The organism is Mucilaginibacter sp. KACC 22063 (assembly GCF_028736115.1).
Classification (GTDB): Bacteria; Bacteroidota; Bacteroidia; order Sphingobacteriales; family Sphingobacteriaceae; genus Mucilaginibacter.
The window spans coordinates 439,370-463,613 of sequence record NZ_CP117877.1; the positions used below are offsets into that span (position 1 = coordinate 439,370).

Here is a 24,244-nt window from a genome sequence, read left to right on the forward strand (position 1 = left end):
CACCATGAAATCATTATATCAATTTACTTTAATTGCAATGGTTGCAGCGTTACTTGCCGGATGCCAGAAATATGTAGATATCAAAACACAGGGACAGTTGACACCTGGTGATATTACGAACTACCGCTATCTGCTCAATAATACTTCTGCCTATGAGCTTGGAACCCGAATGGGCGATGTAGCATCAGACGATGTAAATATTATCGATGGTAGTACCCAGCAACAACAGTTTGTATCCTACGGTGCTTATTATGCTTGGTTCCCGTTAAGTTATACTTGGCAAGCTGCTTATCCGGTAACCAGTACCTATTATAACGATGCAGAGTGGAATGCCATGTACAATACCATTTTGTATTGTAACACCGTTACCACAGAGGTGCCGACCAGTACCGGCGGCACAGATGCGCAGAAGGCTGAGCTGTTAGCCGAAGCTTTAGTACACCGCGCAGACGCTTATTTGATGTTAGTTAACAGTTATGCCAAGCCGTATAATGCTGCTACTTCGGCTTCAGACCCTGGCGTACCATTGTTACTTACCGAAACGACTGTTCAGTCTTTGGTACGTGCGCCGGTGCAAAATATTTATAATCAAATAATTGCAGATCTTAAAAAGGCAATACCGGCGTTATTAACCACCCAAGCATTTAATACTATTCCGACAAAGGCCTCTGCCTACGGGGAATTGGCTAGGACTTACTTGTATATGAACGATTATGCAAGCGCTTCATTATATGCGGACAGCGCGCTGGCCATCAAATCTACGCTAAATGATTTGGCGCCCTTAACTGCAGTTAGCTCCGCTAATTATCCACTCAGAAAGAATGATCCGGAGATTTTATTATCCAAAATTCCGGTTAATGGCTACGTTAATTATTCGCCCACCGTATTTCGCTTAAGTGACGATCTGTTAAATTTATTGGGAACCAAGGATCAGCGGTATAACCTGTTTACCTGTCCGGCAAGTAAAATCTCTTCAACTTATACTGCTGCAGGCGGCCGGTTCTTCTACAGGGAAATGGCTATAGGAGAAGCACGTAATATTGGCCCATCGGTTCCCGAAATGATGTTGATTAAAGCTGAAAATTTCGCGCGGAAAGGCGATGCCGGAAGCGCAATGACCTGGGTTAATGCTTTAAGAAAGAAACGTTTCAAAACAACAGACTATGCTGATTTAACGGCTACGAGTGCTAACGACGCCCTGGCAAAGGTAATTGACGAGCGTCATCGTGAGTTTTTTTGCCGGATGTTACGCTGGTGGGATATGCGCCGCTTAAAGAGCGAGACTCAATTTCAGAAAACTTATACCCGCACCTACGCGGGTGTAACTTATACGCTTGATCCTAACAGTAATAAATACACTTTTCAGATTGCCGGTTACGTTATTGGCCTTAATCCCGAAATCGTTCAGAATCCTTAATATTTGATTACTCCCGGCTGGCGGTTGACAACGAGCCGGGATAATTAATTGGGGTTGTCCCAAAGATACTTTAACTCAGTTTTTTTAATCTATGCTATGAAGAACTTTAATTTATTAATTACCGCTTGGGCTCTTACGGCGGATTCAGCCGCGAATGCAGACCATTTTGAAACTTTTAAAAATCAGTCAAAGCATCCTATGCCGAGTGAAACAACAAATGTAACTGATTCTCCTTTAGGTCCACCGATAAACGGTTAAAAGATTTGCGTGAGCCTAATTAATGTACTAATAACATTTCATATTCAATAAGAATTTAGTTCAAAACCAGATAATTTCTATAATCATGTTACTTAAAAAAGTAAATTTTCTTTTCCTGTTTTTTAGTATGGCTGGTATTTCAGTTGCTTTGGCCCAGTATAAGCAATTGAAAACATCTCCGGCTACGGTCATCGCCGGGCAGCGCTTTGATATTACTTACGATGCATCCGGCACATCCCTGTCAGGCATGAGCAATGTAAAGGGAATCGCTTATTACTATGCTGATTTTGGTTGGCATGGAACCGACCTGAAAATGTCTCCAATCGAAAAAAACAAGTGGTCTGCGACCATCAATACGGAAAAGAACTGGGCGTTAGTCGCTTTTAAATTTATGGCCGGAGACTCGGTAGATACCAATTCCGGCATAAAAGCTAGCTTTTTGACACCATATGCGCAGTTTTTACGGAATCCGGAGGATACTGCCAGGACAGCTAAAGGAGCATTGGCTGTATGGGGGCTTTTCCGCTCGTCTGAGTACGGTTTTGAGATACCTGAATACCTGAAACAAGGTAAATTCGTGAGCGATACCGTGGTTTCGATGTATCTGCAGAAAGAGCTCGAGCAAAATCATCAGCAGGAGTACAAATCGGCTTTTGCAGTACCCTATGCGACATCAATGTACAGGGCCTACGGAGGAAGCAGTGCACCAAAAGTCCGCGCAGTTTTAAACTACCTGACACGTCAGGGTGCAACGCAAATGGACCTGCTACGCGCCTGGCAGATCCTGAAAAATACTGGGCAGGACCTACGGGCTGATTCCCTATCGAATGCAATTGCCATTGGCTATCCCGACAGTTATATCGCCAAACTACAGGCGTATAAAATGTTTAGCGCCCAGAAGGATCAAGGCAAGTTAAGACAACTGGGTGAAGACTTTCTTGCGAAATTTCCCTATGACCGCGCTTATCGCGAATTCGATAAGGCGAACGGCATAGATTATAACCGCGTTTACCTTACCGTGATCTTATTGCAGATCGGGAATAACGATTTTAAAGTAATTGACAAATACATTGACCAAATGTCCTATCTGACGTTAATTAATGTTTATTACAAAACTGTACAGATCGCCCACCACAGGAAATCTGTTGAAGATAGTTACCTGTATCCTTACTCAGCGTTGATGCTTAAACGTATGCAGACAATAAAATCCAATATTCCTGAAGAGTATCAATATTTCTCCCCGGATGAATGGCTTAATTTCTTTAATAACGCCTATATCGCAGGTTATGCCCCGATGGTATTGGAACATATCAGCATCTGTAGAGGTGCCGGCAAATTTGAAGAAGGATTAGCCTACGCAAAAGAAGCGGAAACTTTTCAACAGTACAAAAAAGAATCGCTGAATGATGATTATGTTTTTTTATTGAACAAAACCGGACATGCCAATGAAGTCAATGACGTATTGATTAAAAGTATGTACGAAAACCAGGTGTCCGTACCGATGCTTGATATGATAAAGCAAAATTATATTGCAAAATATAAATCTGACGAAGGTTTCGATAAGTACCTGCAGTCTTTAAAGAATGCCTCGGCATCCAATTTGAATAAGGAAGAACTTCCCATTATAAATAAAGCGATGGTAAACTGGACGATGACAGATTTGAAGGGCAAAAAAGTGAGCCTCGCCGCGTTAAAAGGCAAAACAGTAGTGATGGATTTCTGGGCCACCTGGTGCGTTCCCTGCAAAGCCTCACTCCCGGGAATGAACCTGGCTGTGCAGCGTTATAAGAATGACCCGAGCGTGGTCTTTTATTTCGTTGATACAGAAGAAACCGAAGCTGATTATAAACAACAGATCCAGCAATATGTAAAAGATAACGGCTATACCTTTAATGTGCTTTTTGACAACCCAATGCTGAAAGGTAAAGGTACCGGAGAAGTTTTTTCAAGGGTATCCAAAGCTTTTCAGATTTCCGGTGTACCCTTGAAACTGATTATTGATAAAAAGGGAGTAGTAAGGTATATGACTTCGGGTTTTAAAGGAAGTGCAACAGAGCTATCTGACGAAATATCACAATTAATTGAACTGACAAAAAAACAGAACTAATGTTAAAAATACTTTGGATTGGGGTTTTCTGCACACTCATTGCCCTTGGTGCAAGTGCACAAACTCATAACCTTAAATACGAAACACTACAGGTAACCTTTAAGAATGCGGATCGATCTGTCACTTTCGGGGGTACCCTAACTTTACCTGTTGGTAGGAAGCATTTTCCGACAGTGGTAATTGTGTCGGGTACCGGCAAACAGAACAGGGACGGCGAAATGGCAGGACACAAAGAGTTTGCAACAATAGCTGATTCTCTTACTAAAAGCGGCATCGCCGTCTTACGAACAGACGACCGGGGAACGGGACAAACAACAGGTGTATATGAAACCGCGACAACCGGGGATTTTGGGGACGATGCCATTGCAGCTATTGATTACCTCAGATCACGCCCTGAAATTGATACCGCTAAAATAGGCTTGATCGGCCATAGTGAGGGGGGCGCAGCTATCGCTATTGCGGCTGCTAAGTCCGGTAAAATTAAATTTTTGGTAAGTCTTTCTGGTCTTGCTATGAACGGATATGAGTCGCTGCTCAAGCAAAATGAAGATATCGTAAATACTGCACCAATTCCTGATTATGATAAAAAGCGTTACAACGACGTGAACACTCTGATGTTCGCCGTTGCGCATAAATACGCAGATTCTACCAACATGGAAGCTAAGCTCAATGAGGCCTACGACGTTTGGAAAAAGAAAGACAGTATATACTTCAGTACCTTAAACGTGAAGTTTGATCATTTTCGGTATCCGATCTACAGCTGGTCGAAATCTGCCGTTGGCCCATGGTATCGTTACTTCCTGAAGTATAACGCGCAAAATACCATGTCTAAAATAAAGGTGCCAATCCTCGCTTTAAATGGGGATAAAGACCTGATGGTTGCTTACAAAGAGAACCTGGATAACTGGAAAAAATTCCCGACAGCCGGTGGTAATACGGATGTGACCACCTATACGATGCCTGGCCTAAATCATTTGTTCCTGCCTTGCGTGAAATGCACGACGGCTGAATACGCAGAGATTAAAAGTGATTTTTCTCACGAAGCATTGAATATTATTACCGCATGGATTAAAAAACGCTTCAATTAATTATAAAATTCGACAATAAACTATGAAAAAGTTAATTATCCTGATGCTGCTCGTGTGCGCTGCGGGTTTTGTCAGAGGCCAGATACTTACACCGGTTCACTGGAGTTATGCAGCAAAACGGCTGAACGATAAAGAGGCCGTTATATTCATCAAGGCAACCATGGATAAGGGTTGGCATGTTTACTCGCAGACCCTTCAAAAAGGCGGGCCGGTTAAGACGACCATTACCTTTGAGCCTTCAAAAAAGTTCCAGTTAAATGGTAAAACAGAAGAGCCAGCGCCGGTCACGAAATTTGAAAAAGTGTTCAATATGGAGATCAGTTATTTTGCCGATGAGGTAATTTTTCAGCAAAAAATAAAGCTGAAAACAAATGGCCCTGTCACCGTTAAAGGAAATATACATTATATGACCTGCAACGATGAAAAGTGTTTACCTCCGGACGATGCCGCATTTACCGTGCGGGTAAATTAGGTAGCAGATCAGGAACTCAGCTGTACTGCGTAAGGGGCTGGTATTTTAATTCGCCTTTTGTTCTTTATAGTCAGTTAATAGTTAACCGGCGACCTGTAAAGGCAGGTCGCCATTATTTTTATTCATGCATTTAAAATTGAAAAAGGCATACCTGCCTTTGTTTTTGTTAAGCTTTTTCTTAAAAGCTAACCTGTATGGCCAGCAAACCTCCAAACCAGAACATTTGACAGCTTTATTACCATTGGACTCAACGGTAAAAACCGGCAAATTAGCGAATGGTTTCACCTATTTCATCCGCCATAATACCACGCCGGAAAAAAGGGTTGTGTTTTATTTAGTCAATAAGGTCGGCTCGCTTCTGGAAAATGAAGATCAACGTGGTCTTGCCCATTTTATGGAGCATATGAACTTTAAGGGGACAACACATTATCCCCAAAATGAGCTGATCAGCTACCTGGAGAAATCGGGGGTTACTTTTGGTGCTGATCTGAATGCTTATACAAATTTTGACGAGACCGTTTATCAATTACCCTTACCATCCGATAACCCTGCGCTGTTAAAAAACGGATTACAGATCATGCGTGACTGGGCACATGGTGCTTTACTGGAAAAAGTAGAGATCGACAAAGAACGTGGCGTGATTCTGGAAGAAAAAAGGATGCGGTCAGGGTTTGACCAGCGTTTATTGGATAAAAGCCTTCCGATAACACTTAACAATGCCCTATACAGCAGGCGGGCTACAATCGGCACCGAAAAGGTGCTGACCACATTTCAACCATCCCAGCTCAAAAGTTTTTATGATCAATGGTATCGTCCGGACCTCCAAGCGCTTATCGTGGTTGGGGACATAGACGCCGTTCAAATGGAAAAATCTGTCCGTTTATTATTTTCCGATCTTAAAAATCCACGCAATGAGCGGCAAAGATTCCATGTAAGCATACCCTTGACCGGTAAAAAACAATTTTTGAAGTATACCGATGCTGAAGCCCCGGATCCCCGCATATTGATCGCCTATAAATTCAGGTCGCCAAAGCTAAGAAGTGCGTCAGACTACCGCGCAAAAATGGTCCGCAGCTTAATTGATCAGTTGCTGGCTTCGCGGTTCAACGAATTGAACCAACGACCGGATCTTCCTGATACCCAAGCCGGCATCATCAGCGGTAATTACGTCGCCGGTCTGGATGTATTTGATTTCAGCGTTGCCCTTAAACCCAACCAATTCGCCGAAGGTTTTAAAAACGCCTACACCGAGTTGGAACGCATACGCCGTTATGGCTTTACGGCATCCGAGCTATACCGTGTGAAAACGACATATCTGGCGGGCATAAAAGCATTTGTTCAGGAGAAGAACAAAACCAATTCAACAAATTATGTGGAAGACTACCTGAATTACTTTTTAAGACAGGATGCCGCACCCGGTGTAGATGTTGAATATAAGCTCATCAATACCTTCTTGCCCGGTATATCACTTGCTGAGGTAAACAGTAGTATTGCTTCCTTTTTATCGCTCCCGGATCAGGATATGATTGTAACGGGACCTGAAAAAGCCAGGGAAGAATTACCAGATGCTGCAACTTTAAAAACCTGGCGGGATGCCGTTGAACAATCCAACCTAAGTCCTTTCAAAGAAAATACGATAAGTGAAAGCTTAATGGCAGAAGATCCGCTGCCGGGTAAAATAACCGGCGAGTCTAACGTTGAAGATATCAATACAACTATTTATAAACTTGGTAATGGTGTGCGGTTAGTCTTCAAACCAACAGATTTTAAAAACGACGGCGTGCTGTTTTATTCCTATAAATCCGGGGGAACTTCGTTGGCGTCCGACCGAAATTACTATTCGGCCGTGAACGCCGCAGCGCTCGTAAAAGCAGGCGGTGTAGCCGGTCTGACGGCAAACCAGTTAGGGAAGTTACTGGCCGGTAAAAAGGTATCTGTATCTCCTTATATGAATGAACTTTATGAGGGTTTTAGCGGAAGCTTTGGCGCGGAAGATATGAAAACAGCTTTGCAGCTGATTTACCAATATCATATTAAGCCCAGAGCAGATACCATCATTTTTAAAAATATAATCGCCAATGCTAAAATTGCAGCGTCGAACAGGCACAATGATCCATTAGCTGTTTTCTCGGACACAGTCAACGCAATATTGGGCAACTATAACATCAGACGAATGGCTCCTACGGTAAAGGACGTATCCAGCATTGATCTGAATAAATCACTGGAATTTTATCGGAATCACTTTGATAATGCAAACGGAGAAACATTTGTTTTCGTCGGAAATTTCAATCGGCAAGATTTGCTCAAATACTGTGAATTGTACCTCGGCAGCCTACCTTCGGATACCGCTTCTACAAACAATTTTAGAGACTTACATATAACTATACCACCGGGAAAATCGACACATATTATTACGCAGGGAAAGGAGGCTAAATCTGAGGTAAAGCTGGTATTCAGCGGTAATTACGACTATTCCCTGGCTAATAACCTGCAGTTGCAGGCTTTGGGTTCTATTCTCGAGTTCAGGCTGCTGGAGAGGTTGAGGAAATCGGAAGGTGGCGTATATACGCCAGATGCAAGAGCCATTTTCTCTAAATATCCGTCATCCAGGTACACGATTACCATCAATTTCACCTGTGCGCCTCAGAATACTGATAAACTGATAAAAGCCACGTTGGAGGAAATAGAAGGGTTAAAAGTAAAAGGGGTTTCCTCGCTAGATCTTGAAAAATTCAAGGCTGAAACATTACGTAACAATGAAGTGCGCTTGAAAACAGATGGCTATTGGTTAAGTTACCTTTTACGCCAGTTAAGTAACAACGAAAGTCTTACCGAAGTGAATCAAATTGTACCCGCTATTCAAAACCTCAACCAGGATGCTTTACAAAAAGCGGCAAAAAAATTTATGAGCGGCGAAAATCTTCAACAATTTATCTTAAATCCTGAAACATTTCAATAGTTAAGTATCCATTCCATAGAACGAAAATATCCTTCCGAGCCAGATAGTATGAAAAAGCTAATAATTCTTTTAATAACGGGCATACTGCTAACCGTAAAAATTTTATATGCGCAGGGGAAAGCTGATACGAGCGGCGTCACATTTACCGAAATTAAATCACCCGGTGCCGCCACCGGAATAACACAAAACGGCGTGGGTAAAGCTGTGAATAAAATCTCGCTTAAAACTAACAACACAAAAGATGGCCAGCAAACTTTATGGGCGATATTTTTGGCAGGATTGGCAGGTGGCTTCGCGGCCTTGCTGATGCCCTGCATATTTCCAATGTTGCCGTTAACGGTTAGCTATTTTACTAAAAGTTCCGGTGGCAAATTATCCGCCGTCAGTAGGGCATTACTCTACGGATTATCGATAATGGTCATCTACGTTTTGCTCGGGCTGATCGTGACCATTATTTTCGGAGCGGATGCATTAAACAGTTTGTCGACAAATGGCGTATTCAATTTCGCATTCTTTCTACTGATTGTGGTATTTGCCGCGTCTTTTCTGGGCGCATTTGAAATCACCTTACCTAATTCCTGGGTAAATAAAATGGACGAAAAGTCATCATCTACCGGCATGATAGGCTTGTTTTTTATGGCGGCTACCCTGGCTCTCGTTTCATTCTCTTGCACCGGCCCGATTATCGGTTACTTATTGGTGCAAACAGCTACAAGCGGCGCTTTACTGGGACCCGCTATTGGGATGCTTGGCTTTTCTTTAGCACTGGCTATTCCTTTTGCATTGTTTGCCATGTTTCCGCAATGGCTAAACTCTCTGCCTAAGTCCGGGGGCTGGTTAAATAGCGTAAAAGTGACACTTGGATTTCTGGAACTCGCCCTGTCGCTGAAGTTCTTATCGAATGTCGATCTCGCTTATCACTGGCATTGGTTTGATCGGGAGCTCTTTCTAGCTTTGTGGATCGTTATATTTGCTTTGATGGGGCTATATTTGTTAGGCAAATTAAATTTCAATCACGACAGCCCCGTACAATATATATCCGTTCCAAGATTGTTCCTGGCAGTTATCGTATTGTCATTTACAATGTATATGGTCCCGGGCCTTTGGGGAGCACCATTAAAATCAATTAGCGCATTCTTGCCGCCAATGGCTACGCAGGATTTCGATTTGTCGAATGTTTATAGTAGCCATACTGCCGAGCCCCCGTCAAGTGGGGTCCATAAATATGCAGCACTTTTTGATAAGCCAAAAGGTTTCGATCCGTTTTTTGATTATGATGAAGGCATAGCTTATGCGAAAAAAGTAAAAAAGCCGGTAATGATTGATTTTACAGGCCATGCTTGTGTCAACTGCCGTAAAATGGAAGCCAATATATGGCCGGATGAAGAGGTTTCAAAACGGATAAACCATGATTATGTACTTATCCAATTGTATGTTGATGACAAAACGGATTTGGGACTGAAAGAGCAAACAATTTCAGCAAGCGGCCGACAAATAAAATCGATTGGAAACAAGTGGAGCGATCTGCAGATTACAAGATTTCATGCCAATTCTCAGCCTTTCTATGTATTACTCGATCCCAAATCGGAAACTACTTTGGTCAGTCCGCAAGGTGCGAATTTCGACGTGCAAGAGTTTATTAAATTTCTTGACAGCGGGTTGAATGCGTTTCAGCGTAAATAGTTTTTTATTTTAATAAGGTAGGAATCACCATTGAAAAGGTGAAATCCACCTGAGCATTGGCAGCGTGGATATTTTGGCATGATTGAACATGCTGTTCCGTGTACATTAGCCATCTATTACGTTGATGAGTATAAAATTAAAAATGTATTCAGGATGGTAGCATGACAAAGGTATTGGAACGCCTTGTAGTTATTTCCGGAATAAATTGATCAACGATTCCGAAATATCCCATCGTATTAGATAATCATTTCAAAAATAATTTTTGTGACTTATTTGAACAGGTTTTTGCAAGTAGGGGATTCTTTTCGGTTGCAACATTTTCCATTCACCACTTGAATCCAGTGCTAGTATTTGCCTTGTTACCCCGAAGTGACGATTAAAACAATTATAAAGTTTACATTTTCAGCCAAAAATTTACTAAATATTGCACTGTAGGCTGTACGCCTTTGGATGCAAAAAGTGGCATATCAAACTATAATGCATCATCTGCCCAATTCCTTGTGTTTTCCGCCATTACTTTTACTGGGCATCCAAGTTTGTGTCCAGAAAGATCCGAGTTTGCAGCCTGATAGTCTTTGAGGGTATATGCCCGCCGTTCAAAAGTCTTAACGCCGTGATATTGCTTAAAGGCTTTTGTGAAACTGGAGTGGCTTTCATAATCCTGTATTTTGCAACGGAGAGCGAAATGTGTTTCGCGATATTCCCACGCAATATTTTATTCATTATTTATAGGAAATTAGCGATAGTCACCAATCTATTCCTATCAGCCTTTATGGGCTTTTGTTGTTCATTAAATTCATTTCTTAAATTAACGAATCTTTATTGCTTCACAGATGATCCAATTCGATTTTGATAAAAATAAATATGGCAAAGAGTTACTCATTGATTGTTTTAGCATAGCTGAAATTTTACACCGGGGTTTAGCATTGAAAGAGATCCATGCCACCTCTTTTTATGATATGTTTTTCTTTATAAAAGTAACCGGGCACATTTTACTGGAAGATGCCCGGCTGGAACTTGAGGGCCCTGTAGCTTTGCTCTTACCACCGGCCCAACAGCGTCAGTGGCACTTTAACGAACAGCCCGATGGCATGCTCGTGATATTTGAAGGAGAATTTATGGAAGTTTTTCTTAAAGACACAGCGGCAAAAGCAATTCGGCGGTATCATTGCGAAATCACTGAACAAACCGGCACATGAACAGGTACCAGGCAAGGAAGTGATCGATGGCGTGACATTTATTTTTGAAGAATCTTTCAATAACGAAGCTGCAACTTTACTGGTTATAAAAATTCCTGAAGCCAAAACATACATTGCACAGGGTATTGTTAATTGGCTTGAAAGAGCGGTTGGTTATAGTGCTGTTACTACGATGCATTTTATATTTTTCAAATAATAAGGATTTACCTTAATCATTAAATACAAAATCGGAAAACATTATTTGGAGCTCGATTTTTTCTCCTGTATAATTTTAAAACATCTAAATGTGACGAAGCCTTCCTGGGGGCCGTAGGTGCTTTGAAATAGCCCAACCTGTAAGGGAAGGCCGTTGAGATCGTCACGCTTGACTGGGCTTCCCGGCATATCCTTCCAACTTTTACCATCCGCGCTAAGCCTGATGAAAAAGGTATTACCGGACCTTTGGATCTGTAAATACTTGCTAAAGTTCCAGCCGCTCCGGGTATTGGTTTGCAAACGTTCTCCTGATTGAAAATTGGTAAAAAGATTGCCACAATTCCAGGCTGGTAATATGCTGTTTTGCAACAGGGCTTCCGGAATGTTTTCGTCTGCATTTGTTTTCGGCTTGCGCACCATTAAACCTGCATCATTATTGCCCTTTACAATTCGTTCTTGATATCCGCTCAGATCTGCAATCTCTGTCTCCGCTATAAAATCACCGAAAATCATTTTATAAATAAATGGTCCAGACGGTGAGTTACCATCCCAATTTGACCCTTTCGATTTCAGTGTAAGCAACTTATCAGTAAAATAGACGCTGCCACATGCTCCCCCCTGGTGCGCTCCTGTTAAGCCACTCCAATCTCTATTGCGAGCAGCGATAGCTGCTGTATCCGCTTTCGTTGAAAAATCAAAGTTTGTTAGGCCAATGTGCGCTTCCGATGTGCTGACCGAGTGGGCAGCAGAAAATCGGGAAACATTGCCGAAATTGTCCTTTACTTTGAAGCGATAGGAATAAATATGATCTGGAACAGCGTTGAAGTCTGTATAATGCGGGTCGCTGCTCCATGTCCCCTCCTGGGTACTCGCATGCTCGTCCTGGAAATAATATTGCAGATTATTATTTTCTCCTGCATGGGCGGCGGCAGTCATTTCAATCCAAGTAGGCGATACCGCATGTGGAGGCGTAATAAAATCAGGTGTTTTCAAAATAACAGGGTAAAAGTTTCTAAACCAAATATCAGTTATACGCCCAGCTTCGCCCGGCGTCAGCGATTGATTAAGGCAAGTCAGTGTACTTAAAGCACCTTTAAAGCCATTGCCTCTGCTGTTTTTAGAAAACAGGGTTTTAAAAACGTAATTGAATTGAGCATTCGCTATCACTTTAGAGCCGTCCATAAAATCGGTTAATTCGCCGCCTTTTTTTGTTCTGACCAGCAAGTGCCATTTTCCTGCCATGCTTTCGTGATCACGCACCCAACTATCCAACTTATTTCTATAAGATTTGGTCCTGCTATATTTTACAGGATCGGGCAAAAAGACACTTATTATAAAGCTATGATCTCCAGTTGTATCTTGTGTTAACTTGTAAAAGTCAAAATTTTCCGAACCGGAAAACGCCACGGCAATCTTCCCGCCAATATCCTTAACTATCGGCTTAGCATCGCCAGAGGCTACAAATTTTTCGACAAAACTCCCATCATTTACCCATTCAGAGAGTTTGCCATAGTTTAGTTTACCTGCATCAAGGAATACCGGAATGTTATTATGATTCTTGACATTAGATAATTCACTTACGAGAGAATCAGGAAGTGCAATATCGTAAACCTTTAATGAGGCGACCGCGGCATTCAGGAATAATGACTTATTGGTTTTAGATCCAAAAAAGATTTTCTCTGCAGGCTGCATGAAAAGCATTTTATTTTCTTTATTATTTAAAACGCCATCAACAAACACCTTTTCAAAAACACCGTCATAAGTAACTACAATTTGATGCCACGTTGCTGCTGACGGCATTGCTGCAAATGGAAAATCAGAAACGCCAAAGTGCTGGGCTACGCCAAAATCCCTGTTTACACCATAACCAAAAATAGCCCCGCGGTGTTGTGATTCGTCTGCCGTCCAGCTTAAAACAGGATTTTCGTTTAACAATTCAGAACTATAAATGGTATATGCAACCGTATAACTATTATTGCCGCATAAGGTACGTGGAACTTTCATGGTAGATTCGAAACGTTGGCTGCCATTAAATACCAATGCCTTTTTTCCTTTGATAATATCTACATAGGGAGCATTCACACCGGCAAGGAAGGCTCCGCCTAATAAGCCTTTATTACTAAATTCAGGGACAGATTGCCCTTGTTGTAAACTATCCGCATCAAAGCTTACCAAGAGACCTTTCTGTCTGGTTGAATCAGGCACTCCAGTTGTTTTTAAGTGACCGGATTCATCCTGAATTACCTCATCACTATATATTTTTATATTCCAAATGGATTTGAAAAGGCCAGGATACTCAGTTCCTGTTATTGTTAATCTCACATACCTCGCTTTAACATTACCATTATCAATCATAGGTGATCCATGCTGCTGGTTATGTGTTTTGTCTGTAAACAAGTCCCATTTCAGGCCATTAGCCGACACTTCTATTTTATACTGATAATACCATGTAGCATACTCAAATTGTGTAAGCACCTGCTTTATTTTTTTAATCTCCCCCAAATCAATCTTCAACCACGCCGGATTGCTATCGTTATGGGAAGGCCTCCAAAGGGTGCCGTTATTATCATCTGTGGCAAACGAAGGCTGGTAGTTATCATTATAAAATGAAGATGCCGTAGCAGTTTTTTTATAAGCAAGATTAATAGCTTTTATAGCGCTTTTACCAAGTAAGCCAACACCTTTATGAGTAGGAATAAGTTTTTCGATATTTCCTTCGGCATCAAAATTAATCTTATCAGCGCAAACCTGCCTGTGGTATCCCCCGTTGGAGTGCGGGTTGTTATGGCGGTGATAAATCATATAAAAATCGCTTCCTACCTGGATAACCGATTCATGTCCGGGACCATGCACAGTGCCGTCGTCGCTCGTACTTAAGACAGGATTGTTTTTGCCAAAAATAAAGGGGCCCATTGGACCTGTTTTGCTCATTGCATATTGAACACGGTATGATTCATTCTCGCAATAATCAGACGAATAAGTTAGGTAGTAAATGCCCTTTCTTTTAAACATAAAGGGCGCTTCAAAAAATTCTTTAGCAATGGAACTTGAAATTTTAGCTGTTTTTGAAAAAGTATGCATATCCGGGTTCAACAGTCCAACACCGCAACCATGGTCAGGCAAAATGCCCCAAGTGCCCCAAAACATATAAATTTTCCCATCGTCGTCTTTAAATGTTTGTCCGTCAAGCGTAATAACACCAGGGATAAAGTAGTTGGGAATTATTGGTTTTCCGTCAGGGAGCAACGGTGTCCATGGGCCAGTCGGTGACGTTGCTGATGCACCATAAATATCAACCGGCTGGCAATAGTACATGTAATATTTATGGTCGTTTCCGCTGATAACATCAGGGGCCCAAAAATAATTGGATGTAGGCCAATTCATATCCTTCATTTGCCAGTTAACAAAATCTTTTGATGTCCACACCTGCGATGGGCCGTGGCCGCCGCCATTGCCATCAGTTGTTGCGTAGATGTAAAACGTATCACCAAATTTTCTTACTGTGGGGTCTGCAAAATACCCGGGAATAATGGGGTTTCCGTTACCTGCTGATGTAACAGTATTTTTCTGGCAAAAACCTGTCAGCGAAACTGCGGTAACACCAAGCGTGGTTATTAACTTTAAAAAAAATTGAAGCATAAAGTTTAATATTTAAAGAACCTTGCTGTACAGGAATATGTCGGTTTTAAGAGGATGAAATTAAGTTCGTTTACAAGTTTGAACTTCCGCCTATACTTCACTCGAAACATAATTAACATATCGAAAGGAAAAGTTCGATCATTAAGGAATATCTTTGACTATATTATATATAACAATTTATTAGTTACCCATTAACAAAATCAATAGCGTTTCGTAAGTGTCAATATCGGATAAAAGTAGTGACCGAATTCCATTTTAAAAGTTAAAGGCCGCTCAATCCAATGAGACGACCATCTAACCTAACCATCAACTAACTAATTAACTATAAACACCTTATTTGCTATCAACATAAACAAATTCCTGTCCTTGCTATCTTTGAGTCCAATTAGCTACATGAAGATTGATCGTTTAATGATTCCATTAATAAACGAATGTCATTTAACCGTCAAACAAAGTTTTACTTGTTTCGTACAAACAATCAACCGATTTGCAATCGTTATCATAGAAGTAAAATTATCTATCTGACAGCCTCAAAAACTCAGGAATTTAACTTAATGTAGCAATTGTTTAACCAATAAAGGCCAATGCAATCACTTGGCGGCTACCTTTATTAGTTTCACTCCGTGAGGCGGTACTTCAAGTGATAAGAAACTCACGTTTTTCTCAACATCCTTTTGAGTCCATATATCACGAATTACATTTTTGGGGTGTTTTTTTGTGGCTACATTTAATCGATATAGGTAATATCTATCATTAAGATAAACACGCCAACGACAAGATTTCCATCCGAAAGTAATTTTTTCCACACCTGTATGCCGTTAATATCAACTGTTCGTGTAGCCTTTTTGCAAGAATATCTTGATCTATTGCTATCACCTCCCGGTTTTTAATAAATTCAAGTTAAAGGAATCTAATTTACTCATGTCACAACTGATTAATAATGAGGCAGATCTTAAGCTCCATAAACTGATGTGAGCATATTGTTCATAGGGTGTGAAATTTGATGGGTGAAGATTTTCTCCCCAGCCTACCTGCCCAACAATAAGCGTATCCGGGTCATTCCACCCGCCAGGTTGAGCATAAGGAGATTTGTCTGCTTGGCTGAAACCAATATTGCGCAGGCTTTCCCAGCTATCGGTTATATCTTCTGTTGTTCGCCATAAATTTCCATTCATTGCAGAGCCCCATTTCCAAACGTCAAGAATCCCGTATTGGCAAATGCTGTAAATAATATCCCGAGGTTGCAGACTGAGTGCTTCACGCATAACGATGTAAGGTTTTTGCTGCGCGAAAAGAGTGGTGTCGCCAGCGAAATGTCGGAATAACTGCAAAGGTCATATTTTAAATAGCCCAGCCCCCAGGCAGCATACGTACTTGCATCCATTCTTTCATGGCCTAGCGAGCCTAAAAAGCCGCCGCAGGTTTTAGTCCCGGGAGACGAGTATATACCAAACTTCAACCTTCTGCCTGCAACATGTCGCCAAGACCTTTCATCTCTTCAAATTTTGAATTTGGCATGACCTGTCCCGCCGGGGAACGATCCGGCACTTGCCAGCCATAATTTATATTGATATAATTCCAGGAATAATCTGACAGACCATTACTGATCATAGCCTTAGCAGAACTTTTTACCTTTTCTTCGCTTACATTTAGTCCTCAGCAATTCCAACTGTTCCAACCCATTGGAGGCGTAAGCCTTAGTTTCGCGCCTACTTTTATGTTGAGCTCCTTCCTGCCTCTTCCTACCTTGTTTTTTGCCGATAAAATCAACTTATAGTTCCCGGCTTTAGCAATAGCACCTGTTAATATTCCATTCTTTCTACCAAAGTTTAATCCGAAAGGAATATTGCTGATAGCAAAAGTCAATGGTTTTTGTCCGCTTAGGGAATTTTATAAACTATTGGCGAACCGGGGTGTGCTCCCATAATTTGTTGGCCATTTAATATTTAATATAGGCCTAAGCGGCTCAAAAGGTGTAAGCAGGTAAGGCACTATTTCCGTAAAGGTTTTAGTTTTACCGGAGGTCGATTCTTTAAAATCATAAATTACCTTTACTCCCTCGCGCTGGGGAAGATCTAGTACCATTTTTCTATCTTCAAATGGATCAAGCTTGATCTTTACCTTTTGATCGCTTATAATTTTCTCGCCTAATTCGTCAAGCACCCTATAACGAAATTCTCCTGCAATCACCGTGTTAAACCTGTTGACGACAGATAGTATTTTTTTTACTTTTTTAAAAGTCAGAAACTGGTTGGCAGATAGGTTAATGCTATCCCGTCAAACTTTTCCAGCATATCATTAACGGAGTGCCCATAAAAATACCCCCTGATCCGCCGCCGTCACAAACCTTTACTGCGATAATGTTGTCGTCATTCCATTTAATCAGTTGGTTATTTGACGCTATACAATAATTCCTTAAGGCTGGCCATTTGCTGACATACCCTCCTTTATCATCAGAAAATCCGCCAGTTTTGCCAATTAGAGTTCCGTTAAAATATGTTTCATAAGCATCGTTAACATGTGCCAGGAAAAGATGGATACTATCCCGCCAAACCGCATTGTTTTTCAAAGCCACAGGAATGTTTACATGTATACTTACATCACTATAAGTTTAATTGATTTGAAGGCTTGATTTACACCATCAGGATAATGTGTGGTGTTCCAAGAAAATATTAAGATAAACTAACATCACTAAGTCATGCGCTCTATTGCTCACCGATATTCAATGCTTAAGGTTTATTATGCAACGGTTGCCAACGTTTGGAACACTCATTATTTGTAAATTTGGCAGAAGACAATTGAATTCTCACTGAAAGATATAAACATATAGTTTGATGATTAACAAATAGGAGGGACCATGATAATTGGATGTTTTGTCGAGAACCCTCAATCATCCGGAAATCCTCAAATAATTTGCGGTACACGGTAACCTGGTCGCCGCGAGTAGACAAAAGACCATTATTTCTGTTCGCATCATGGGGTATTAAAGTGATTCCATGACGTATAAGGCAGGTTGAAGGCAGACCTGCGGCAGAAAACAGACGGATTTCTTTTCAACTATTTGATTTACAGCTATTGCTTACAATACCCTATGTACTCACGTTATCGAAAAAGGCTTCCTTAAGAAAGTAGATATCGCTCAATATTTTTATCGAGCACTTAAATATTAATAGGACTATGGCAAGTATCTCTATCCTCAGAGGGGGAGGCGTAGTACATGCGCAATAGTATGCGGTTAACAAACAGGATATTGCCACTTTCAGGCTATATCCGAACCGGCTGCTTACCATATAACCCGAAGAGTATCCAGTTAAAGGAAAAGTTATAATTATCATACACAGCGAAACGCTAAGTCTCAGTGAACATCAAACCATTCAGCTGCAGCAGACCTTCCCTAACAGCATCACTATGGCGAGCAATTTGCCGATGCCGATGGGAACGAAAAATGCTTCCCTTTGCCCGGTAGCTATGATTTTAACTTTATGGGAAACAGCATCAGCTATCCGGATGGTACGGCCGTGCAACGCCATGGTGTAAAGATTATATAAGGTGATTCATTCCACAGCAGCCGACATTTTTCCGTATAAGGATACTCTGATGCCGAATCCCAATGATATCATCAACTGTAAATGAATTGGTAATTTAAACTGGATATTTCTTTAATAATACTTCCAGTTCATTTTGAGTGATGCTTATCATGAGCAATGCTTAGTTCCACGCGGTACACTTATAGGGATGCGCTTATAGCGGATAAAATCGGTAGTTTCCCAGGCTAAAAAATCATTATAGAAAGGATCGGCATACACGTACCATCTTTGTTGGTTATTTAGCTTGATGATCTCGGGGCCTTCTATCGGCTTCACTACTTCTGCTGTTATCGGGGTTCCTTTGCCCTGCTTGCCAAAACCAAAATTCTTATCCTTTGGATTTAATGTGAGCGAAGTCATGTGAAATATAGAAAGGTTATCAGCAAGGCTGCCGCATTTATGAAAAGCATGGTATTTACCCTGCGCCTTTGTTATGGTAAGGTCAATATCATCGGTGCCAATATCAAAATACATCGACGATCTTTCCGGTGTAATATCATCCCAGGTTTTTGTGGTGGTATAAAAAATGCGGTTTCGCCCGTCACTTTCCGAAGCCCAAAAAAGGTAAAATAAATCTTCTTGATCATCGTAGATCCATTCGGGGGCCCAGGCACGTTTTTTAGCGTCGCTTATTACTTTGATTTCACCGCCCGTCCAGGTCAGCAGGTCGGTTGACGAATAATGATGGATAACCGGATGATCCCAGCCTTTAGTGTGCACCATGTGAAATGTCCCTTTGGCCCGGCCAATAAAAGGGTCGCGCAGATCTACGCCGGCATCAAAAACAGGTTTGCGATTGTTAAGTGCTGTCCAGTTGCGGGCATCGGTGCTGTAGGCATAGTACAGCTTTTGGTCGTTTTCCATAAAGTGTGCCATCAGATACGCGTTACCCGTAGGCATATTTTGCGTCGACGGTGCAGCTGCAAACGCTCTTCCCTTTAATAAGACCGATGAGGTAATAACACTTAACAATGCGCCTATACTTTTTCTGCGGTTCATGTATAAATTGGATTTAATGTTAATCTAAGTAAGAAAATAAATAAACAGTTATAGTCATTCTGATTCAATTGAATTAGATCCTATCCGCGGATAATATTAATTTACGTATATGAAAATAGCATTGGCTTCTCGTCCCTATCCAAGATTAATTGCCGGCGTTTGCTTTGGATTGAAAAGCTGTCGAAAGAGGCCGTAGAGCAACAGGCCGGCATCATTGGTTCTCACGAAACCTATCTTCCCCTACGTACCCCGTTGAAGTGGTACCTTCTCTGACTTGACTCATCACTATAAGCGTCTGATAATTCCCTGCGATCTTTGCACGTATTTCACATATGAAAATTGAATATTAACCCTATGTTGTAATAGGTTATTAATTTTATGGTTTCATTTTAAAAAAAAATAAATTATAGATGTTTAATAAATGACCTGAAACGTTACTTTTTAGGAGTTTTATTATTGATGTTTTTTCCATAATAAACATCGCCAGGGATATGGTGGCCTGCGTAGACTTTGTCAAGAAGGTTGTATAACGTCGGATCATAGGCTTTCAGGTCTTCTGGAGATTGGATACGAATTTTCCCATCGTAAAATTCAATATTAGACCAAAACCACCACTGAGTGCCTTCTGCCCAGTATTCTGCAACTGTATTGATGGCATACTGCCCTTTATAAAGCCCCTTTTTCTTGGCTCTTTCATAAGATGCGTTAATTTGTTTGATTACGTCTGCATCTATCGTTTCCAACACAGCCATAATATTGTGGCTGAATTCATGTACCATTATATTCTCGCCGAAGTAACGTGTACCTGGGTAACCAAGCAAATTTTCCTCCGCGCAAGACGTTTGTATACCTCCCATTCCCCTTGCGCGTTGATCCCAATATGCATGATCCGTCATGCCGGCAATGCCGCCTGGTTTATAATAATTGGCTTTTTCGTCGGGTGTTAGCCTTTCATCATCATAGGTTGGTTTCTTCCAATCACGGCATTCGGGAAGATCAGTTTGCATTTCCGACTTTCCAATAATAGACAGTCTTGCACCTAACTTTATCATTCCTTCCCGAATGTCAGGCCGCTTTAATAGCATATAGTTAATAATATCCCGTGCGATCAGTAGTGCATCATCAGATACCCGTTCCGATGAAATGATTGGGATTCCAAAGGCGTCGGCATATTTTTTATAAAATGGATCAAAACCGTAGCCTACAGGCGGTGATTTAACCATTTCCGTATTAAAGCTAACTATTAAAGGCCGGCCAGCAGCTTGCTCCTGAGCCAGACTATAACGCTGCGAAAAAAGCAGGATAATTGATATAGCTAAAAGCTGTCTAAATTTTAAATAAAATGAATTTTTGAGGTTATTTGTTTTTAGCATAAAATTTAATAGATCGGTATAAAATTCCTGATTAAAAATTTACCGTTTTGATCAAATACTTACTCGTTCTAACTAAATATTAACTTGGTTGGGCTGGACTATACATTATAGGCACATAAACTTTATCATTAAAGATTATTCATTTTATCTCGGAGTGAATTTTGTTCTCTTAATTTTTTTAAACTAAAGGCTTATGTGCAAAAAAGATTTAGAATAATTATTAATGAGGCAACCTGCATTAACAAGCAAATGTTGGCACCGGATTCTTACGACGAAGTTCTAAAATTTCGAGGGCGATACATAACCTTTTGTTTAACACAAGCTGTTGCAATCGCAAAAAACATCATTTATGACGCCTGTAATTGAGCGAGTATTTCTTTTTTCGAATGAACATAATCAATAACGTCAACGCTTGAATATCACGACAACTGGATGATTCGATCTGTGGAAATTTTCAATAGGGTAAATAAAGGTTTATGGAGAGCGATAAGAAAATTCTCGACAATAGGATTATCGAAAGCATATCAGGCTGACGACAACATTAATGGTAGTACTGATTTGACTTAGTTAAATGCCCCTTCAAACTTCATTATACAATTTTGCACAAGTCTTTCACTACCCTTTGTGCCTAATGAGACCATCTCAGCTATCTTTCAAAACCTTGGTGCCGGTTTTATTTGTCAAATCCTCTCATACTTTAAACCAGCGAAAATATTGGAATTGGCTAAATTAAGATGCGCTGAAGTGTATCGTTACATTGATCAAAAAGGTCGCCCATCTGAAGCATAACAGAATAAGAGTAACTACCAACTTGGAATGACAAACTCCAGGTCAATTGGTATTACATCCGGTGCTCTAATATACGACCGCAAATAAGTTATATAAAACAAGCAACTTAGTAAAACTTATGCTATAAAGTATAAAAGCTGGCCTAATAACGGTCAAACAGTTTGAATTCACTTTTTCTAAATTTTAGACTGTAAGAAAGCCTCCCGGGGAATCCGGGAGGCTTGATGCATCTAAGGAATTATCTGATAGGTGGTCATAGACATATCTCGAAATAAATTATTTAATGAATGAACTGTTTACGGTGGTGCCAGACAGTTTGATCTGGTAGGGCCATTGCTCATCGTTGGCGTTGTTGAAGTCCGCATTATGTTTCCAATGTTCGGTGGGTGCGCCCATTGCAACCAGCCATAGATAAGAAGTATTTGCCGGTACAGTGAAACTTTTAGTTCCGTTGACGCTATTTCCTATTGCACTGTAAACTCGTGTTCCATCTGTTTTCTCCGCAACAAATCCATAGCGCCAGCCTGCCTTACTTGGGTTGATAATATTGTAACCTGATGCCGATGTTAATCCTTTAAAATTGACTGTGACGACCGTATTTGCAGCAGGAACGTTTAATCGTATCCCATTATATCCATAATTTTGAGGAGCATTAGTAGCTGCAATTTGAAGCCAACCGTTGCTGAGCAGATTTAATGTAGAGGTGTGCATGTTGGAAAAGCTGGCCATCGTGCTTCTATCCCTATCAATATCCCATGTAATAAATCGACGGCAGGCATCAAACATTTCGTCGTTGAAAGCCGCTTGAGTTTGTCCCATTAGTCGTTTGTATGTCATTACAAAATCATCGCCTGTCTGGGCTGAGTTCCACAATGTGCCAATAAAACTTTCGCCGCGCTTGTTGGCCCAGTATTCCAATACGAATGGAGAATGGTATTGGTTATCTTCATGTGTGAACGAAAGATATGTTTGGGTAAGAAAAGCATTAACGTGGTACGATTCAAATATCGGCCAGTTAATATAATATCGCCATAACATATATTGCGAACTCATTTCCCAATGAGTGCCATCGCTAAAACCAATTTTGCCGTCACAGTGAACCATATATTGAAACGCATGACCAAGCTCATGAGCAAGTGCTCCATAAGGTTCGCCTTGCAAGCGTGACGGATAAAGAAGCATCGTACCGACCTTATCATCGGATCCAGAACCATACACCGTTCCGAAATCTTTATTATAGAATAAGTAGACAACCATTCGATAAGTATCGGTAAGTGAACTTCCCTTGTTTACGAATTTAAGACTGTCACGGTACAATGCATACATTGATTCTAATCTGGATTCTATGTTTGTCATTGAAACACGATAGCCATCAGGCGCCGTTTCCGGATTTGTTCCGTAACCAGCCTCCCAAAAGATAATGAAGTTATCAGTGACTGCTGAACGGCTAGTGCAAAAGCGGCTGGAAACATTATCATAATCGCTTCTATTTTGAACAATATACTGGTTCGCGACACCATCCCAGATGTAGGTTGGAAAATAAATCTGCTTTCCGGTAGCATTTGCAAATGTCGTAGCGGTAGTCGATAAAGCTGATTTTTTAGAGCCGGTTTGGCCCTGAAGAGCAATAGAGTTTACCTTTTGACAGGATTGCGTAAGCGGCATAAAAAACATAAAGAGTCCTGTTAAAGCAAATTGCTTTAGTGTAAATTTCTTAATCATAATTAAAATTTAGTTAATAATTGAAATGGTTGAACAATTAGTTAATCTTGGATGTTTAAGAACAAATATTGGATGTTTGAAAAGTAAATTTCATTTCGATTTTATCAACTAATAGCAAAATTTTGTAGTTTTTAATTTCATTCAAAAAGAGATTATCAACTGATTATACTTTTTTGTGATTTCATAGTATCTATTGAATTGTAGCCGTACTATTATCGCGAACGTTAATTCCAATCTTGGAAAATGCAGTGGTTATCGAGCCTAAAGAAAATACGGTTTTAACGTGTAGAACAAATACAAAGAAATTTATTAGGTCATGATGGTATTAAAAAGTATGATTTTAACCTCACCCTGCAATACAAGGAGTTGAAAAATAGCGTTCCCTTATGGAGTAAAACTCTGGCTAAAAATAATGACATTTGAAGATTGTTTCTAAACGGTTTATCTTCACATCTGCTAATATGAAAACGTCCCGATCTGCATCAATAATTTCGGTATCGTTTCGCATCAGAATCTCCCTGCAAATAAACGGATAGTCTCGAGGGGTTAAATTAGCCATAAAAGGTTTGAGCGTTGGGCTGAAAGGGAACTATGTGTAGGTAGGTCTATCTGTTACCAATAGTTTTGACTTGACTTTCGGCGTTTGAAACCATTCCTCTTATATTAAAGTCAGTCAAAATGCACATGCTATGTTTTAATCACGCGGCTATTGAAACTATTGATTTATGAGTAACGATATTAACAGGAAGCCAGCATA

At 40.7% G+C, this 24,244-nt stretch carries 18 protein-coding genes; 8 read left to right on the forward strand and 10 right to left on the reverse strand.

The features are described from left to right. Window positions 1–4 precede the first annotated feature (4 nt). The 8 genes from PQ461_RS01995 (at window position 5) to PQ461_RS02030 (ending at window position 11,183) form a co-directional block, all read left to right on the forward strand. Window positions 5–1,417 carry a RagB/SusD family nutrient uptake outer membrane protein gene (locus tag PQ461_RS01995; RefSeq protein ID WP_274207957.1) on the forward strand — a complete coding sequence of 471 codons (1,413 nt, stop codon included), beginning with the start codon at window positions 5–7 and terminating at the stop codon, window positions 1,415–1,417. Between the two features lie 96 nt (window positions 1,418–1,513). Beyond that, entirely contained in the window at window positions 1,514–1,675 is a 162-nt protein-coding gene (locus tag PQ461_RS02000; protein ID WP_274207958.1) for a hypothetical protein, read from the forward strand. Window positions 1,676–1,760: 85 nt separating this feature from the next. Next, a complete protein-coding gene (locus PQ461_RS02005) occupies window positions 1,761–3,782 on the forward strand; it encodes a TlpA family protein disulfide reductase (protein WP_274207959.1) in 2,022 nt (673 codons plus the stop codon). Window positions 3,783–3,955: 173 nt separating this feature from the next. Next, window positions 3,956–4,870 carry an alpha/beta hydrolase family protein gene (locus PQ461_RS02010; protein WP_274207960.1) on the forward strand — a complete coding sequence of 305 codons (915 nt, stop codon included), beginning with the start codon at window positions 3,956–3,958 and terminating at the stop codon, window positions 4,868–4,870. 22 nt (window positions 4,871–4,892) lie between these two features. Beyond that, window positions 4,893–5,342: a protein-disulfide reductase DsbD domain-containing protein gene (locus tag PQ461_RS02015; RefSeq protein ID WP_274207961.1), complete on the forward strand. Its 450-nt coding sequence runs from the start codon at window positions 4,893–4,895 to the stop codon at window positions 5,340–5,342. A gap of 124 nt (window positions 5,343–5,466) precedes the next feature. After that, the gene (locus PQ461_RS02020) at window positions 5,467–8,301 is read left to right on the forward strand and encodes a M16 family metallopeptidase (protein WP_274207962.1); all 2,835 of its coding nucleotides are present in this window, start codon (window positions 5,467–5,469) and stop codon (window positions 8,299–8,301) included. A gap of 48 nt (window positions 8,302–8,349) precedes the next feature. Further along, window positions 8,350–9,984 carry a protein-disulfide reductase DsbD family protein gene (locus PQ461_RS02025; protein ID WP_274207963.1) on the forward strand — a complete coding sequence of 545 codons (1,635 nt, stop codon included), beginning with the start codon at window positions 8,350–8,352 and terminating at the stop codon, window positions 9,982–9,984. 833 nt (window positions 9,985–10,817) lie between these two features. After that, window positions 10,818–11,183: a hypothetical protein gene (locus tag PQ461_RS02030; RefSeq protein ID WP_274207964.1), complete on the forward strand. Its 366-nt coding sequence runs from the start codon at window positions 10,818–10,820 to the stop codon at window positions 11,181–11,183. 237 nt (window positions 11,184–11,420) lie between these two features. On the opposite strand, the gene PQ461_RS02035 is transcribed toward PQ461_RS02030, so the two are convergent. From PQ461_RS02035 to PQ461_RS02070, 10 genes are all read right to left on the reverse strand, one after another. Continuing rightward, complete coding sequence (locus tag PQ461_RS02035) at window positions 11,421–15,017, reverse strand: family 43 glycosylhydrolase (RefSeq protein WP_274207965.1); 3,597 nt, start codon at window positions 15,015–15,017, stop codon at window positions 11,421–11,423. A 590-nt stretch (window positions 15,018–15,607) separates the two neighbouring features. Further along, window positions 15,608–15,823: a hypothetical protein gene (locus PQ461_RS21190; RefSeq protein WP_443192777.1), complete on the reverse strand. Its 216-nt coding sequence runs from the start codon at window positions 15,821–15,823 to the stop codon at window positions 15,608–15,610. Between the two features lie 66 nt (window positions 15,824–15,889). Then, on the reverse strand, window positions 15,890–16,282 hold the full coding sequence (locus PQ461_RS02040; protein ID WP_274207966.1) for an alpha-amylase family protein: 393 nt from the start codon (window positions 16,280–16,282) through the stop codon (window positions 15,890–15,892). Further along, complete coding sequence (locus tag PQ461_RS21195) at window positions 16,189–16,476, reverse strand: hypothetical protein (protein WP_443192778.1); 288 nt, start codon at window positions 16,474–16,476, stop codon at window positions 16,189–16,191. Before PQ461_RS21195 ends, PQ461_RS02040 begins: the two co-directional genes overlap by 94 nt. Beyond that, window positions 16,473–16,628, reverse strand: coding sequence for a hypothetical protein (locus PQ461_RS02045; protein WP_274207967.1), 156 nt, complete (start codon window positions 16,626–16,628; stop codon window positions 16,473–16,475). The genes PQ461_RS21195 and PQ461_RS02045 overlap by 4 nt, the downstream gene beginning before the upstream one ends. Window positions 16,629–16,907: 279 nt before the next feature. After that, window positions 16,908–17,207, reverse strand: coding sequence for a hypothetical protein (locus tag PQ461_RS02050; protein ID WP_274207968.1), 300 nt, complete (start codon window positions 17,205–17,207; stop codon window positions 16,908–16,910). Window positions 17,208–17,286: 79 nt separating this feature from the next. Next, window positions 17,287–17,592, reverse strand: coding sequence for a hypothetical protein (locus tag PQ461_RS02055; protein WP_274207969.1), 306 nt, complete (start codon window positions 17,590–17,592; stop codon window positions 17,287–17,289). A gap of 1,120 nt (window positions 17,593–18,712) precedes the next feature. Beyond that, window positions 18,713–19,603 (reverse strand): family 43 glycosylhydrolase, encoded by an 891-nt coding sequence (locus PQ461_RS02060; RefSeq protein WP_274207970.1) that lies wholly within the window; start codon window positions 19,601–19,603, stop codon window positions 18,713–18,715. Window positions 19,604–20,037: 434 nt separating this feature from the next. Further along, window positions 20,038–20,976 (reverse strand): glycoside hydrolase, encoded by a 939-nt coding sequence (locus PQ461_RS02065; protein WP_274207971.1) that lies wholly within the window; start codon window positions 20,974–20,976, stop codon window positions 20,038–20,040. 1,065 nt (window positions 20,977–22,041) lie between these two features. Further along, window positions 22,042–23,487: a DUF6055 domain-containing protein gene (locus PQ461_RS02070; protein WP_274207972.1), complete on the reverse strand. Its 1,446-nt coding sequence runs from the start codon at window positions 23,485–23,487 to the stop codon at window positions 22,042–22,044. Window positions 23,488–24,244 lie beyond the last annotated feature (757 nt).